At 72.3% G+C, this 15997-nt stretch carries 7 protein-coding genes; 4 read left to right on the forward strand and 3 right to left on the reverse strand.

Features of this window, described 5'->3' with window-relative positions; translation table 11 throughout:
* Positions 1-432 precede the first annotated feature (432 nt).
* The 4 genes from G3I56_RS16055 (at position 433) to G3I56_RS16070 (ending at position 6389) form a co-directional block, all read left to right on the forward strand.
* Positions 433-1140, forward strand: coding sequence for an alpha/beta fold hydrolase (locus G3I56_RS16055; protein ID WP_164409694.1), 708 nt, complete (start codon positions 433-435; stop codon positions 1138-1140).
* Positions 1137-1961: an SDR family oxidoreductase gene (locus tag G3I56_RS16060; RefSeq protein ID WP_164409642.1), complete on the forward strand. Its 825-nt coding sequence runs from the start codon at positions 1137-1139 to the stop codon at positions 1959-1961. Before G3I56_RS16055 ends, G3I56_RS16060 begins: the two co-directional genes overlap by 4 nt.
* A 73-nt stretch (positions 1962-2034) precedes the next feature.
* On the forward strand, positions 2035-5055 hold the full coding sequence (locus G3I56_RS16065; RefSeq protein WP_164409643.1) for a non-ribosomal peptide synthetase: 3021 nt from the start codon (positions 2035-2037) through the stop codon (positions 5053-5055).
* Positions 5056-5093: 38 nt separating this feature from the next.
* A complete protein-coding gene (locus G3I56_RS16070) occupies positions 5094-6389 on the forward strand; it encodes a condensation domain-containing protein (protein WP_164409644.1) in 1296 nt (431 codons plus the stop codon).
* A 90-nt stretch (positions 6390-6479) separates the two neighbouring features.
* Here G3I56_RS16070 and asnB read toward each other — a convergent pair whose 3' ends face one another.
* Genes asnB through G3I56_RS16085 form a run of 3 tightly spaced genes read right to left on the reverse strand, consistent with a single transcriptional unit; the run spans position 6480 to position 15995 of the window.
* Positions 6480-8303 carry an asparagine synthase (glutamine-hydrolyzing) gene (gene asnB, locus G3I56_RS16075; RefSeq protein ID WP_164409645.1) on the reverse strand — a complete coding sequence of 608 codons (1824 nt, stop codon included), beginning with the start codon at positions 8301-8303 and terminating at the stop codon, positions 6480-6482.
* A 54-nt stretch (positions 8304-8357) separates the two neighbouring features.
* Entirely contained in the window at positions 8358-8867 is a 510-nt protein-coding gene (locus G3I56_RS16080; RefSeq protein WP_203689953.1) for an SRPBCC family protein, read from the reverse strand.
* 48 nt (positions 8868-8915) lie between these two features.
* On the reverse strand, positions 8916-15995 hold the full coding sequence (locus G3I56_RS16085; protein ID WP_164409646.1) for a type I polyketide synthase: 7080 nt from the start codon (positions 15993-15995) through the stop codon (positions 8916-8918).
* Between the last annotated feature and the right edge of the window lie 2 nt (positions 15996-15997).

The raw sequence follows: 15997 nt of genomic DNA on the forward strand, positions 1-15997 counted from the left end.
TCGGAGGGGGCCGTCCTGCCCCGGTGGCCGGCCGCGGCGAGAGTCCGCCGACAGGCATGGCGGACCGCCTCCCCTCGGCCGACCCCGCTCGTCCGCGGACACCCAGCTTCGGCACCCCGGCTAGAGCACCGGTCAAGAAACGGTGCAGGGCACGGCCGAGGCGGGAACACACCGGGCTGGTCGGCCGGGTTGTGCGAGCGTCACGGGCGTCCGGGACACCTCGAAGGCACGGTCGTCCGGTCGTCTCCAGGGAGGCTCCAGGGCAGCTCGAGCACGCCTGGGCACGGTGAATTCGCCTCGCGCGCCGCAGGCACGACGCCGTGGTGGCAGGCACGTCGCCGTGGTGACTGTCGTACGGACCACCCGTCGCCCGCGGACATCCCACCCTCGACCGACAGCCTGTACAGGCGACTGACAGGAGCCATGCCCACCATGACTGTCCCGCTGTTGTGCTTCCCTTTCGCCGGAGCAGGCGCGAGCTTCTTCACCCCGTGGCAGCGTTACGACCTGAAGGCCACCCGGATCCGTCCCGTCCAACTCCCCGGCCGGGAGAGGCGCCTTGACGATCCGCTCTTCCCCGACGTCCTCACCGCGGTCGAGTCGCTGGCCGACGAACTCGTCGCGGAGGCGGACCTGGCGTCGGGACCGGTGGCCCTCTTCGGCCACAGTTTCGGAGCCGTACTCGCCTACGAAATGGCACACCACCTGCGCGAGGTGAAGGGGATACCGGTGGCCCACCTCTTCGTCAGCGGTTCGGCCGGCCCCACGACCAGGCGCGAGGCCGGTGCCACCGGGCTCCCGGACGAGGAATTCCTGGCCCGGGTGCGTGAGTTCGCCGGATACGACCACCCGACCCTGCAGGACCCGGAGCTGCTGGAGCTTCTGCTGCCGACACTCCGCGCCGACGTGGAGATGCACGAGGCGTACGTCTCGACCGCGGACGAACCGCTCGACGCGCCCCTCACATCCCTGCGCGGCCTCGACGACACACTGGTCTCGGCCGAGCAGGCACAGCAGTGGGAACCGGTCACCCGGTCCGGGTTCCGATTCGAGGAACTGCCCGGCGGCCACATGTACCTGACCGAGTACCCGGGGCCGCTGCTCAAGCTCATCGACGACGAACTCAAGGCATGGGCATGAGTTTGCGCGGCAAGACGGTCATCGTGACGGGCGCCGCCCGCGGCATCGGCCGTGCCTGCGCCGAACTGCTCGCCTCCGCAGGCGCCGATCTGGTGCTGGTCGATGTCGCCGACGACCTCCCCCTCGTTCCGTACCCACTCGGCACCGAAGGCCAGCTGGCCCACACGGAGAAGCTGTGCCGTGCGCACGGCGCCGCCGTCCTGTCCTGCCCGGCCGACGTCCGTGATCTCCGTGCGGTCGAGGCCGCGGTCGCTACGGCCGTCCAGCGCTTCGGACGCGTCGACGCTGTGGTGAACAACGCCGGCATCGCCGCCCCCTCCGGTAAGGCGGTCCACGAGATCGGCGAGGACGAGTGGAGCGTCATGCTGGACGTCGACCTCTTCGGCGCCTGGCGCATGACGCGGGCGGTCGGCGAGGTGATGGCCCGTCAGCGTTCCGGCAGCATCGTGAACATCTCCTCCACCGCGGGGCTGGTCGGTTACCGCAACTTCGCCGCCTACGTCACCGCCAAGCACGGGCTGATCGGTCTGACCCGCGCCGCCGCCCTGGACTACGCGCCGCTCAAGGTACGCGTGAACGCGGTGTGCCCCGGGTCGGTACGGGACGACCCGGTGCTCGAAGGACGGATGCTCTCCGAGATAGCCAAGTCCCTGGACGTGTCCGTCTCCGAGCACGAGGAGATCTTCGTCCAGGCCCAGCCGACGAACGAGCTCGTCGAGGCGGGCGACGTCGCCGAAGCGGTGCTGTGGCTGGTCGGTGACGGCTCACGCGGGGTCACCGGCAGCGTGGTCACCGTGGACGGCGGATTCACGGCCAAGTAGGCACGGCAGCACCGAACCCGCACCTCGGAACCGAGCCCGCACAGAGGCACGGCAGTTCAGACAGGGAGCCCGGATGTCAGCGGTCCTGACCGCCTACGAGTCGTACGACGCACTCCCGCCCACCGAGCGCGCCAGACCCCTCGACCATCACGCGATCGTCCTGAGCGGCGGTCCGCGCGTGGACCCGCAGGCCCTCGCCGAGCGACTGCGGGACGTCCTCGCCGGGTGCCCTGTGCCCGATGAGCGAGCACTCTGCTCAGCGGTTCGGCAGGGCGTCGAGGAACCCGGGACCGTGTGGCTGGAGAAGGTGCCGTATCGGTCGGACGATCCCCGGGCGCTGCGGACCCTGCACCGGGAACTGCTGCGGCCGGTACCCCGGTTCGGCCCGGCGCCGGTGCGCCTCGTGGTCCTGCGCTGCGAGGACGCCGACCAACTCGTCTTCACCGCGGCTCGGTGGTGCCTCGACCGCGCGTCCCTCACCTCGGTCGCCCGGGCCGTGGCCGGTGGCCCCGACAGCTCCACGCGACGGCTGTGGTGGGACCTTCCGGCTACGAGGCCGGACGACGGGGCGGGCGTTGACGAGGGGGCGGGCGGTTCGGAGGCAGCCCACGCCGGCGCTCCCGACGCCGGTGGCGGTCCCGGCCGCCGTGCGGCGCACCGGTTCACGGTCCCCACAGCGCCGGGCGCGCCGGCACTCCGCGCCGCGCAGCTGGCCGCGGTCACGTACACGGCGATGCGCTACCTCGACCGTACGGAAGTGACCGTGGGCGTGGTGCGGCGCCGCCACCGGAGCGCCGCGGTCCTGGGCGCGGCGGAAGAGGCGGTGCCGCTGACGCTGACGGGGGCCGGTACGACGGGTGAGTTGCTCGTGCGGGTGCAGACCGCGCTCGACGACCTGGCCCGGGGCGGCCACGAGCGAGGGCCGTCGCGGATCACCGTGGCATTCGACGAGGAGAGCCCCGGCCTCGGCTACGAGGCGTCGTACTTCCCCGGCACCTGGCCCGGCACGCCCCTCGTAGTCCACTGGTTCGGCGAGGAAGCGGTGTGCCTCTTCGACGAGAGCCGCTACGGCCGGGAGCTGGTCGAACAGTTCTGCCTGCACCTGGCCTCGGTCCTCGGGCAACTTCTCGCACAGCCGCCCGCGACGCCCGTGGACCGGCTCCGGCTCCTGGCCGACGACGAGGAGGCCTCGATCCGGGAACTGGCGGACGGCGGCCCGCTCGACACCGAACCCCGTTGTGTCCACCATGCCTTCGAGGAGGTCGCCGCCGCCCAGCCGGACGCCGTGGCGGTCAGCCACAAGCGGGAGGCGCTCACCTACCGGCAGCTGGACACGAGGGCCAACCGCTTCGCCCACTCGCTGAGGTCCCTCGGCGTGCAGCACGGGGACCGGGTCGGCGTCTGCATGGAACGCTCCACCGATCTGGTGGTGGTGCTCCTGGCCGTTCTGAAGAGCGGAGCGGCGTACGTCCCCATGGACGTCGGCTATCCCATGGAGCGGCTCGCCTACACGGCGAAGGACGCCGGTCTGCGCCTCGTGATCGGCCCCGAGGACGCGTCGGATCCCGGCATCCCCTCGGTCCGCACGGTGTCCGTCGCCGACCTGGCGCTGAGCGCCGACCCGCTACGGAACACCCCCGTGACCGACCGAACCGGCCCCGACCGAACCGACCCCGGACAGCCGGCCTACGTCATCTACACCTCCGGTACCACCGGCCAGCCCAAGGGAGTGGTCGTTCCGCACCGGAACGTCACCGCGCTCGTCGAGGCCACCCGCTCGGACTTCGCGTTCTCGGCCCGTGACGTGTGGTCGCAGTTCCATTCGGTCGCGTTCGACTTCTCCGTGTGGGAGATCTGGGGCTGTCTGCTCACCGGGGGACGGCTGGTGCTCGTCCCGTACTTCTCGGCCAGGTCACCGGAGTCGTTCCTCGAACTGCTGGTGTCGGAGAAGGTGACCGTCCTGAACCAGACGCCGTCGGCGTTCAGCGAGCTGGTCCGGCTCAGCCGGCCCGTCGCGGCGGGCGGTGCGGACATGGGCGCAGGCACGAGCACGGCTCCGGCGAACGGGGCGGTGTCGGTGCGGCTGCTCGTCTTCGGGGGAGAGGCGCTGGACCCCCGCATCCTCAGGCCCTGCCTGGACGCGGACGGCTGGTCGCAGTGCCGGTTCGTCAACATGTTCGGCATCACCGAGACCACGGTGCACGTCACGGCCCAGACCGTGACACGGGCGGAGATACTGCACGGTGACCGGTCGGTGGGCCGTCCGCTGCCGGGTTGGAGCGTCTCCGTCCGGGACAGCGGGGGCCGACTGCTCCCGCAGGGCGTACGGGGCGAGATCCACGTCGGCGGGGCCGGGGTGGCGCTCGGCTATCTCGACCGCCCGGAGCTCACGGCCGAGCGCTTTCTCCAGGACCCGGTCACCGGCGGCCGAATGTATCGCAGCGGCGACGCCGGCAGGTTTCTTCCCGACGGCCGTATCGAGCACTTGGGCCGCCTGGACAACCAGGTCAAGATACGCGGCTACCGCATCGAGACGGACGAGGTACGGGCCGTCCTGCTGGAGGACCCGGCACTGTCCGACGCCGTGGTGATCCCCGGACCCGACAACGCGGGCGGACTCCGGCTCGACGCCTATCTGATCTTCCGTGACGGCGCGGGCACCGCGTACGGCACGGCGGAGGTGCAGGAGCGCGCCGCCAAGGTCCTGCCGCAGTACATGCTGCCCAGCACATGGACGCCGATGTCCGAGATCCCCCGCACGATCAACGGAAAGCTGGACGTCGGAAAGCTCCCGGCGCCGCGGCCCGCCATGCCCGAAAACGCCCGACCCGCCGACAAGGTGTCCGGATCCGAAGCATCCACATCCGAAACAGCAGAGCACTCCGGGCTGCTCGCACTGGTCTGCTCGACCTGGAGCGAGGTCTTCGGATTCACCGTCGGGCCCGACAACGACTTCTTCGGCATCGGCGGCAACTCCCTGCTCGCCACTCGGCTGTCGGCCGTCTTCCGGGAAAAGGGCCTGCCCCCCCTGCAGACGCGTGACATGTACCGGAATCCCACTCCGCGTGCGATCGCCGCACTGCTGGACCGGTGACCGGTCCGGCATCCGCTTCTTCAGAAAGGCTTGTTCACATGCGACGCGTGCTGTGTCCCGTGGAAAACATCTATGTCGCCCAGCGAAGCAGGGCGATCCTCTCCTGTGCCCTGCACGGTCCCGTCGACCCGGCGGTCCTGTCCGCGGCGTTCGAGGCGGTCACGGCGGAGCAGCCGCAGCTACGGACGCGCATCGTCCCGGACGGCGACGGCCACGCCCTCGAATTCCTCCCGGAGGCCGAGCGGCCCCGGCTGCGGGTGCGCGCCGGCGGCGAGGAGGTGCACGGGGAGGAGCTCAACACCCCGTTGACGGTGGGCGGTCCGTTGACCCGGGCGGTCCTCGTGACCGACCCCGACGAGGAGCGGCACACCCTGTTCCTGAGCATCGACCACGTCATCGCCGACGGACACAGTGCGGTCGCCCTGCTCAACACGGTCTGGGACCGCTACCGGGAGCTCATCGGCGGCGTCTCGGCCCCGCTCCCGCCCGTGGCCGAATTCCCCGAACCCATCAGCGCGCTGCTACCCCACTCGGACGCGGCCGACACGGCGAAGTACCTGGAACGGCGGGTGGAGAAGGTCGGCCGCCACCCGGCCGAACTCGTCCCGTACGACGTGAAGTCGACGGAGGAGGTGCCCGGGGAGCCCCACCGCATCGAGGTCCGGCGGCTGCTGCTCGACACCGATCAGACCGCCCGGCTGCGCGAGCGGGCCCGCGCGGAAGGTGTGTCCGTGCACAGTCTGATCAGCGCCGCCGTGCTGCTCGCCGCCCGCCGGCGCCTGGACGGCCCGGACCCGCGCCTCCTGGGCTGCCTGTCACCGGTCGATCTGCGCTCGCGTCTGTCGCCGCCGGTGTCCGCCGCCGTCATGATCGCCGCCGTCACCATGCACCTGCAGGTCCTGCCCGTCGGCGAGGAAACCGACGTATTGGAGCTGGCGCGTGAAGTCGGCGACGGTCTGCGGGACTTCCTCGACCGGGGCGACCACTTCCAGGAGATACGGATCATGCCGTCGACCCCGCTCCATCCGACACTCCACCTCGGCACGGTCATCGTCACCAACATGGGGCCCGTGCCCGGCCCGCGCCTCCCGGAGGGCACACGCGTCACCGACGTACGGCTCGCGCCCGCCCGCGAGAACTACTTCCCGCAGGCCGGCCGCAGCCCGATCATGGCCTGCGTCGCGACGTTCGACGGCCGCCTCGCCATCGAGTTCCCGCACCACACCGCCTGCTTCAGCCGGCCGTTCATGCGCGAGCTGGGCGACGAGGTCCACACGAGCCTGCTCGCGCTCGCCAAGTCCGACGGGGAGCTGCACCCCGCCGCCACCGTCTGACCCCGCCAACCCGAAGACCGCCGACAGGGCCAGGCCCTGTCGGCGGTCTTCGGGTTGTGCGTGCCCCTCGACGGGCTCGGTGACGCGGGGTCAGGAAAGCTTGATGGTGGGGCGGTAGAGGTCGAACCAGACGGCCAGGTCGAGGACACGCTCGATCGCGTCCCGGCCGTCACGTGTCATGGCCTCCGGCTTCCCGCGCACGGCCTCGGCGAGCACCGCCCGGTCGAAGAACTCCACCGCGCGGTGGTCGTCCGACATCAGCTGACCGGCCTGGCGCTGGACCTCTCCGAGGTAGCTCAGCTCCTGGGTCAGCGGGAAACTCGCCTTGACCCGGTCCGCCACCGAGGCCGGCAGCGTGTCGCGCACGGCGGCACGCAGCAGGCTCTTCTCCCGGCCGTCGAACGTCTTCATCGACCACGGCGTGTTGAAGACGTACTGCACCAGCCGGTGGTCGCAGATCGGAACCCGCACCTCCAGCCCGACCGCCATGCTGATCCGGTCCTTGCGGTCCAGCAACGTGCCGAGCCAGTTGGTCACATGGACGTAGCAGAACTCGCGCATACGGCGCTCGAGCGCGTCCTCGCCGGGCAGGGACGGCACGCGCGCGACCGTGTCGGACCAGCGCTGCGCCCAGAAGCCGGGCAGGTCCAGGGTGTCGAGCGTCAGCTCCCGGTCGTACGTCCTGGCGGGCTGCGCGGCCGTCAGCCAGGGGAACATCGCGGTCTGCTGCACCGCGGGGATGTGGAACCACGGGTAGCCGCCGAACGTCTCGTCGGCGGACTCGCCGGACAGGGCCACCGTCGAATGCTCGCGGATCGCCTTGAACAGCAGATACAGGGAGTTGTCGCCCTCGCCGAAGCCGAACGGAAGGTCCTGGGCCGCGATCACGGCCCGGCGTACGTCGGGGTCGGCCAGCTTCTGGTGGTCCAGCCGGATGTCGCTGTGCAGCGTGCCGACGTGATCCACGACCTCGCGGGCGAACGGGGCGTCCGGCGAACTGCGGAACTCGTCCCCGCGGAAGTCGTCCGCGTCGTCGAAGTCGACCGTGAACGTCCTGGCCTGCCGGCCCTCCTCGGCCAGCTTCCGGGCGGCCATGGCCGTCAGGGCGCTGGAGTCCAGACCGCCTGAGAGCAGCAGACACAGCGGTACGTCAGCGACCAACTGCCGGCTGACGCTGTCCTCCAGCAGCTCACGGACCCGGCGTACCGTCGTCTCCGTGTCGTCGTGATGCTCCTCGACCTCCAGCCGCCAGTAGACCCGCTCGCGCACCCCGCCCCGGTCGACGATCAGCATAGTGCCCGGCTTGACCTCCCGTATGCCCTTCCACGGCGTCCGGCCCGGTTCCTTGACGTACCCCATCATTTCCCGGAAGCCGTCCGCGTCCACCACGGCCTCCACGGCGGGGTGGGCGAGGACGGCCTTGGCCTCCGAGCCGAACAGGACGCCGTCCTCGGTCTCGTACACATGCAGCGGCTTGATGCCTAGCTGGTCGCGCAGCAGGATCAGGCGGTCCTTACGGCCGTCCCAGATACCCAGCGCGAACATGCCGAGGAGATGGTCGGCGACCTCCTCGCCCCACTCCAGATAGCCGCGCAGGACGACCTCGGTGTCACTGGAGGTGCGGAACGCGTGGCCACGGCGCCGCAGTTCGTCGCGCAGCTCCCGGAAGTTGTAGGCCTCACCGCTGTACGTCATCACCACCGGGCCCTCCGGGGTGTCCACCGACATGGGCTGGACACCGCCCTCCAGGTCGATGACCGACAGTCGGCGATGCCCCAGGGCGGCGTGCGGCGACACCCAGGTGCCCCCGGCGTCCGGGCCGCGGCAGGCCATGGTGGCGGTCATCGCGTCGAGGGTGGGGCGTTCCTTCTCCAGGTCACGCTGGAAGGCGATCCAGCCGACGATCCCACACATGTGCGTCCTCTCCTGCTGATGCTTCGTTCGGTGTCGGTGCGGCGCGGGCGGGTGTCAGCGGCCGGCGGCCATGGCCGCCATGTGGGCCGGCAGTCCGTCGATGTGGGAGCGGGCGGTCGGCTCCAGGACGAGCCGCTTCAGCACGGGCTTCAGGTACGACCACGGGCGGTTCAGCTCGCCGGCCCACTGCCAGGTGAGCCGGGAGCCGTCGGGGGTGGACTCCACGACGTAGTCCTCCACGAGGTGCCGGAACAGGTTGCGGGTGCTCGCGACGACGGTGAACGTCTTGCGGTGTCCCTCGTCCCAGCGGTAGAAGCGCTCCCGCAGGACGAAGCCGCCGAGCGTCTCGACCTCCCGGGTCGTGCCGACCCCGAACGGCCGGGGAGAGGTCCAGGTCAGCCGCTTCACGCCCTTCGTCCAGTGCGCCGGGCCGCTGTCGTCGGTCAGGGCCGCCCAGGTCTCCTCGGCCGGGTAGGGAATGTCGACGGAACGCGTCATGTAGAGGGACGCGGTGGACAGGAGCGAGTCGTCGGCCTCTTCGACCGGGTACCAGCGGGTGGGCATCGGGGGGCGTCCTTCCGGAGTCCGGGGGGAGGGGGAGGGCGGTGAGGGTCACCGGGGCAGGGACACGAGGTGGGCGCGGACCGTGTCGAGCGTGGTCGCGGCGTGCTCGGTGATCATCGTGAAGTGGTCGCCGGGCACGTCCACCTCGACGGGCGCGGGTCGGCCGGGCCAGTGCGCCTGCCAGCCGGCCTCGGGGAACCCGGGTTCCGGCAGCGTCTCCGTCGCCCGGACCTGGAGGGCTGGGATATCGAGGTCGGCCGGGCGCCAGCCGGCGAAGACCCGGGCGATGCCGCCCATCGCGGTCAGCACGGTGTCGTCCAGTAGGGCGGCGGCACCTTCGGCGGGGGACTCGACCATCCGGCGGCCGATGTACTCCCCGATGTGCGGCAGTACGGGACTGCCGGGCGCATAGCTGTCCAGCAGGACGAGGGCCGCCGGACGTGGTCCCCGGCGCACCAGCTCCGCGGCCACCGCGTTCGCGAGCCAGCCTCCGGCGGAGTGTCCGAGGAGGGCGAAGGGCGCGCCGTCCGTGCACCGTTCGACGTCGTCGGCGTGCAGCCGGACCAGCGCGTCGAGGTCCGCGGGCAGAGGTTCGCCCGCGACGAAGCCGGGCGCGGGCAGCACCCACACGTCCCGCTCGCCGCGCGCGCCGACGGCGAGCCGGGCGTACTGGTGGGCGCCGGACTTGCCCGCGAACGACGGGAAGCACACGAGTGCGGGTCCCGCACCGCCGCGCGTCAGCCGCACCGGCGCGGGCCGCCGTACCGTGTCGGCCTCGACGTCCGCCGCGTCGAACGTCTCCCGGAACCGGGCGGTGTCCTCCAGGAAGGTGGTGAACTCGGCGAAGCGGCCGTCCTTCGCGGCCCGCGCGGCCAGTGAGGCGAGGACGCCCGCGCCGGTGGGCTCCGGGCAGGGTGCCTCGGGCGTGGGGGCGGGGGACTCACCGGGTTCCTCGTTCCCGGGCGGCGGAAGCAGCGCGGCCGTGACCAGCAGTGTGTGGAGGTGGGCGGCGAAGCCGTCGAGCGTGGGGTGCTCGAAGAGGGCCGTGGAGGGCAACTGCGCTCCGGTGGCCGTCTGGAGGTGGCCGCGGATCTCCGCGGCCATGACGGACTCGATGCCCAGCTCCGGGAGGCTGAACGCCTCGTCGACCTCAGTGGTGTCGGTGTGGCCGAGGGCCGTGGCGACATGCTGGGCGACCAGGGCGCGCAGGGCGTCCTCGCGGGCGCCGCCAGTGAGGGGGGCCAGACGTTCGTGGAGGCGGGCCGCCGCGTCGTCGGGCGACCGCTCCTCGCCCGCGCCGCCGGCTGTCGAGCCCGCTGCCGGGAGCGTGCCGTCCGGCCAGAAACGGCGGCTCTGGAACGCGTACGTGGGCAGGTCGACATGGGGGCCGGCCGGGACGTCCAGGACGGCGGACCAGTCGACCCGCGCCCCGCGGACGTGCAGCCGGGCCAGCGCCTCGAACGCGCTGTGCCGCTCCGGGTGGTCGCGCCGCAGCAGCGGCACCGCCTCGACGGCAGGGCCCGGGCGCTCGGCCGCCACGTCCTCGACGAGCGCCGTCAGCACACCGCCCGCGCCGGGCTCGACCACCGTCGTGACCCCGGCGTCCAGCAGCGCGCCCACGACCTCGCGGGCACCGGCCTCCTCGCGCAGCCGGCTCACCCAGGACTCGGGCGTGCCCGTCTCCTCGGCCGTGCCGCCCGACAGCAGGGCGATGCGTGGCGGCTGGAAGGCCAGCGCGCTCGCCAGCCGGCCGAACTCCTCCAGGGCGCCGTCGGGCCAACCCGAGCGCGATTCCCGCAAACCCGGGCTGGACTCCCGCGACGACCGCTGCCGCCCGCTCCCGCCGGACGCCGCCCGCATCAGCCGCCCGCGCGCCGCCACCAGTCGGCAGGCGTCCTCGGCCGACAGCACGCCCGCCGCGTACGCAGCCGTCAGCTCGCCGACCGCGTGGCCGCCCAGCACGTCCGGGACGACGTCCCAGGACTGGAGCAGCCAGAAGGACGCGGCGCCGACGGCGAACAGCGCGGCCTGGGCGTACCCGGTCTCGTCCAGCAGGGCCGCCTCCGGGGACCCGGCCTCGGCGAACAGAACCTCGCGCAGCCCGGGGCGGAGCGAGTCTCCCTCGCGGTTCAGCACCTCGCGCGGCTCGTCCCGGGTCGCGTCGCCCTTGGGGGTGAGCTCGCGGTCCAGCACGGCGCACAGTTCGTCCACTGCCCGCGCGAAGACCGGGTACCGCTCGTACAACTCCCGTCCCATGCCCGAGAACTGGCTGCCCTCGCCGGGGAACAGGAAACCGAGGCGGCCGGTGGCGGGCGTACCGCGCACCAGGCCGGGAACCGACTCGCCCGACGCCAAGGCCGCGAGACCCGCCTCGAAGTCAGCCCGGTCCGCGCCGACGACCACCGCGCGGTGTGGCAGGGCGGCACGGGTGAAGGCCAGCGTGCCGGACACGGCCACCAGGTCTGTCCCGGGCCACGCGGACAGGTGCTCGTGCAGGCGCTCCGCCTGCGCCCGCAGGGCCGCCGCGCTGTGCGCCGACAGCAGCCACGGCAGGGGCCCCGGTGCAGAGCCCGGTCCAGTCACGGGCGCCGTCGTGGCCCCCTCGGCCCGCGGGGGTCCGTCCTCCTGGGGCGGCTGCTCCAGGATCACGTGCGCGTTCGTTCCGCTGATGCCGAACGCCGAGACACCGGCGCGCCGGGGACGCCCGGTCTCCGGCCACGGGACCGCCTCGGACAGCAGCTCCATGGCACCCGCGGACCAGTCCACGTGCGGGGTCGGCTCGCTGAGGTGCAGCGTGCGCGGCAGCGCGCCCCGCTCCATCGCCTTCACCATCTTGATCACACCGGCCACACCGGCGGCGGCCGCCGTGTGCCCGATGTTGGACTTCACCGACCCCACCCACAGTGGCCGCTCGGCCGGCCTGTCCTGCCCGTAGGTCTCCAGCAACGCCTGCGCCTCGATCGGGTCGCCGAGCGTGGTGCCGGTGCCGTGCGCCTCCACGGCGTCCACGTCGGCGGGGACGAGCCGGGCGTTGGCCAGGGCTTGGCGGATGACGCGTTGCTGGGAGGGGCCGTTGGGCGCGGACAGCCCGTTGCTGGCGCCGTCCTGGTTGGTGGCGGTGCCGCGGACGACGGCCAGTACGCGATGCCCCTTGCGCCGGGCGTCCGACAACCGCTCCAGCAGCACCAGACCGATGCCCTCACCCCAGCTCGTACCGTCGGCGTCGGCCGAGAACGGTTTGCACCGGCCGTCCGGGGACAGTCCGCGCGTCCGGCTGAAACCGATGAACGCCTCGGGCGTCGACAGTACGGTGGCGCCGCCGGCCAGCGCCATCTCGCACTCGCCGGCCCGCAGCGACTGCGCCGCCAGATGCAGCGCCACCAGCGACGACGAGCACGCGGTGTCCACCGTCACCGCCGGGCCTTCCAGACCGAAGGTGTACGAGAGCCTGCCGGACAGCACGCTCGCCGCGCTGCCCGTCATCATGAAGGCCTCGACGCCCTGCCGCGCGGACGTCCCCGCCATCAGCTGCGGATAGTCCTGTCCACTGATACCCGCGAAGACGCCGGTACGACTGCCGCGCAGGGTGGTCGGGTCGATGCCGGCGTGCTCGAACAGCTCCCAGGAGGTCTCCAGGAGCAGCCGCTGCTGGGGGTCCATGGCGAGGGCCTCACGCGGACTGATCCCGAAGAACGCCGCGTCGAACCGGTCGACGTCGTCGATGAAGCCGGCCTCGCGGGTGTACGTGTGGCCGACGCGCTCCGGGTCCGGGTCGTAGACCGCCTCCACGTCCCAGCCGCGGTCCTTGGGGAAGAACGAGATCGCGTCGGTGCCGTCCGCGACCAGCCGCCACAGGTCCTCCGGTCCCCGTACGCCTCCGGGATAGCGGCAGGCCATCGCGACGATCGCGATCGGGTCGCCGTCCACGGACGCGTCGGCTTGTGCCACGGGGGCACGGTCCCGGGTGCCGGAGAGCCGGTCGAGCAGATGCCCGGCGAGGGCCTGCGGCGTCGGGTAGTCGAAGACGACGGACGCCGGGAGCCGGGAGCCGGTCGCGGCGCGCAGCCGGTTGCGCAGCTCCACCGCGGTCATCGAGGCGTAGCCGAGGTCGTTGAAGGTGCTGTCGGGCGCGACGGGGGCCTGATGGCCCAGCACGGCCGTGGCCTCGTCCACCACCAGGTCCAGCACCAGCTGTTGCCGGTCGGCCTCGGGCAGCCCGGCCAGTCGGCGGGCCAGGTCCGTGCCCTCGGCGTGGCCCTCGGATTCCTGGCTGACGCCCGCCGACGCGAACGCGGGGACGGCGCCCAGGTGCGCGGGGACGGTGTCCGCCGGCCGGGCGTCCACCCAGTAGCGCCTGCGCTGGAAGGGATAGGCCGGCAGATCCAGGATCCGGCCGGGCGGTGTCGTGAACCCGGTCCAGTCGACGGGCAGTCCATGAGTGTGGGCCTGGGCGGCGGAGGTGAGGACACGGGTCCAGCCGCCCTCGTCGCGGCGGAGGGTGCCGGTGACGAAGACATCGCGCTCCGACTCCTCGGCGTTGGCCTCCAGGGCGAGAGTGAGAACCGGGTGGGGGCTGCACTCGATGAACGCCGTGTGGCCCTCGGCGAACGCGGTGCGGACCGCGTCGATGAGACGGACGGGCTGGCGGAGGTTGCTGTACCAGTAGTCGGCGTCGAGCCCGGCCGTGTCGGCGAGTTCGCCGGTGACCGTCGAGTAGAACGGGATCGTGCTCGAACGGGGCGTGACGCCCGAGAGGGCCCGGACGAGGTCGTCCTTGACCGGTTCGACGTACGGGGAGTGGGAGGCGTAGTCGGCGTCGACGCGGCGGGCGCGGATCTCCTTCTCCTCGCAGAGGGCGACGAGTTCGTCGAGGTCCTGGGGCTCTCCGGCGACGACCGTGGCGGCGGGACCGTTGAGGACGGCGACGGACATCCGCCCCTCCCAGGGCGCGATCAGCTCGCCCGCCCGCTCCTCGGACACCGCGAGGGAGACCAGACCGCCCCGTCCGGAGACGGCGAGCAGGACCTGGCTGCGCAGCGCGACGATTCTGGCCGCGTCCTTGAGGGTGAGCGCCCCGGCGACGACGGCGGCGGCGATCTCGCCCTGGGAGTGGCCGATGACGGCGGCGGGTTCGATGCCCAGGGAGCGCCACAGGGCGGCGAGGGAGACCATCACCGAGAACAGGGCGGGCTGCACGACATCGGAGCGGGAGATCCGCTCCTCGCCGCACAGCAACTCGGTGAGGGACCAGTCGACATACGGGGCGAGGGCCGCCTCGCAGTCGGCGATCGACCGGGCGAACACCTCGGACGTCTTCAGAAGTTCGGCTGCCATCCCGACCCACTGCGAGCCCTGGCCCGGGAAGACGAACACCGGACGCTCGTACGCACCCTGCCCGGTGATGACCCCGGGAGCCGGGGCACCGGTGGCCAACGCCTCAAGTCCTGCCAGGAGTTCGACCCGGTCGGTGCCGAGGACCACCGCGCGGTGGTCGAGGGCGGCCCGCTGGGTGAGGAGGGCGTGGGCGACCTCGCGTACGCCCGGCAGGTCGTCGAGGCGCGCGGCCAGGCGCTCGCCCTGCGCGCGGAGCGCGGCGGTGTCACGGGCGGAGAGGGCGAGTGGGACGACCGGTGCGAGGGGTGCGAGGGGTGCGTTGGACGGAGTGGCCTCGTCCGACCCCTCCGGGGTCTCGTCCGACGCCTGCGGCGTCTCGGCGGGCGCCTGCTCCAGCACCACATGCGCGTTGGTGCCGCTGACGCCGAAGGAGGACACGGCGGCGCGGCGGGGCCGGCCCGTGTCGGGCCACTCGCGCTGCTCGGTCAGCAGCTCCACCTTCCCCGCCGACCAGTCCACGTGCGGGGTGGGTGCGTCGATGTGGAGGGTCCGGGGCAGGATGCCGTGGCGCATGGCCATGATCATCTTGATGACGCCGCCGACACCGGCGGCGGCCTGCGTGTGCCCGACGTTGGACTTGAACGAGCCCAGCCATAGAGGCTCTTCGCGGTCCCGGCCGTACGTCGCGAGCAGCGCCTGCGCCTCGATCGGGTCACCGAGCGTGGTGCCGGTGCCGTGCGCCTCCACCGTGTCCACGTCGGCGGAGGTGAGGCGTGCGTCGGTGAGGGCCTGCTGGATGACGCGCTGCTGGGAAGGCCCGCTGGGGGCGGTCAGGCCGTTGGAGGCGCCGTCCTGGTTGACGGCGCTGCCGCGTACGACGGCCAGGACCCGGTGCCCGTTCCGTCGCGCGTCCGACAGACGTTCCAGTACGAGGACACCGGCGCCCTCGCTGAAGCCCGTACCGTCCGCGGCGGCGGCGAAGGCCTTGCAGCGGCCGTCGGGTGCCACGCCGCGCTGGCGGGCCGTCGCGGTGAACATGCCGGGCCCGGCCATCACGGTCGCCCCGCCGGCCAGGGCCAGTTCGCTCTCGCCGCGCCGCAACGACTGAACGGCCACGTGCAGGGCGGCCAGCGACGCCGAGCACGCCGTGTCGACGGTGAGCGCCGGGCCCTCAAGACCGAAGAAGTACGACAGCCGTCCCGACAGGACGCTCGCGGCGAGGCCGCCGATCAGATAGCCCTCCAGCTCGGGGGTGCGCCGCACGAGCGCGGAGTAGTCCTGCTGGCCGGTGCCCATGAACACGCCCGTACGGCTGCCCCGTAGCGTCGTCGGGTCGATGCCGGCGTGCTCGAACGCCTCCCACGCGGTCTCCAGGAGCAGCCGCTGCTGCGGATCCATGGCGAGGGCCTCGCGCGGGGCGATGTCGAAGAAACCGGCGTCGAAGTGACCGGCCTCGTCGAGGAAGCCGCCCTCGCGGTTGTACGTCGTCCCCGGCACGTCCGGGTCCGGGTCGTACAGCGATTCGAGGTCCCAGCCCCGGTCGGCCGGGAAGGGGGTCGTCGTGTCCCGGCCCTCCAGGACCAGTTGCCACAGTCCGTCCGCCGACTCGACGCCGCCCGGGTACCGGCATGACATGCCGACGACGGCGATCGGCTCGCCCTCGACGGACTCCAGCTCCGCCAGCCGTGCGCGGCTCTGGCGGAGGTCGGCCGTCACCTTCTTCAGGAAGTAGCGGAGTTTGTCCTCGGTGCTCTCGCCGTTCGCCACGGTGGCGCCGTCCTCTCTGTTCCGCACGG

The sequence above is a fragment of the Streptomyces sp. SID12488 genome (genome assembly GCF_010548275.1).
Taxonomy (GTDB): domain Bacteria; phylum Actinomycetota; class Actinomycetes; order Streptomycetales; family Streptomycetaceae; genus Streptomyces.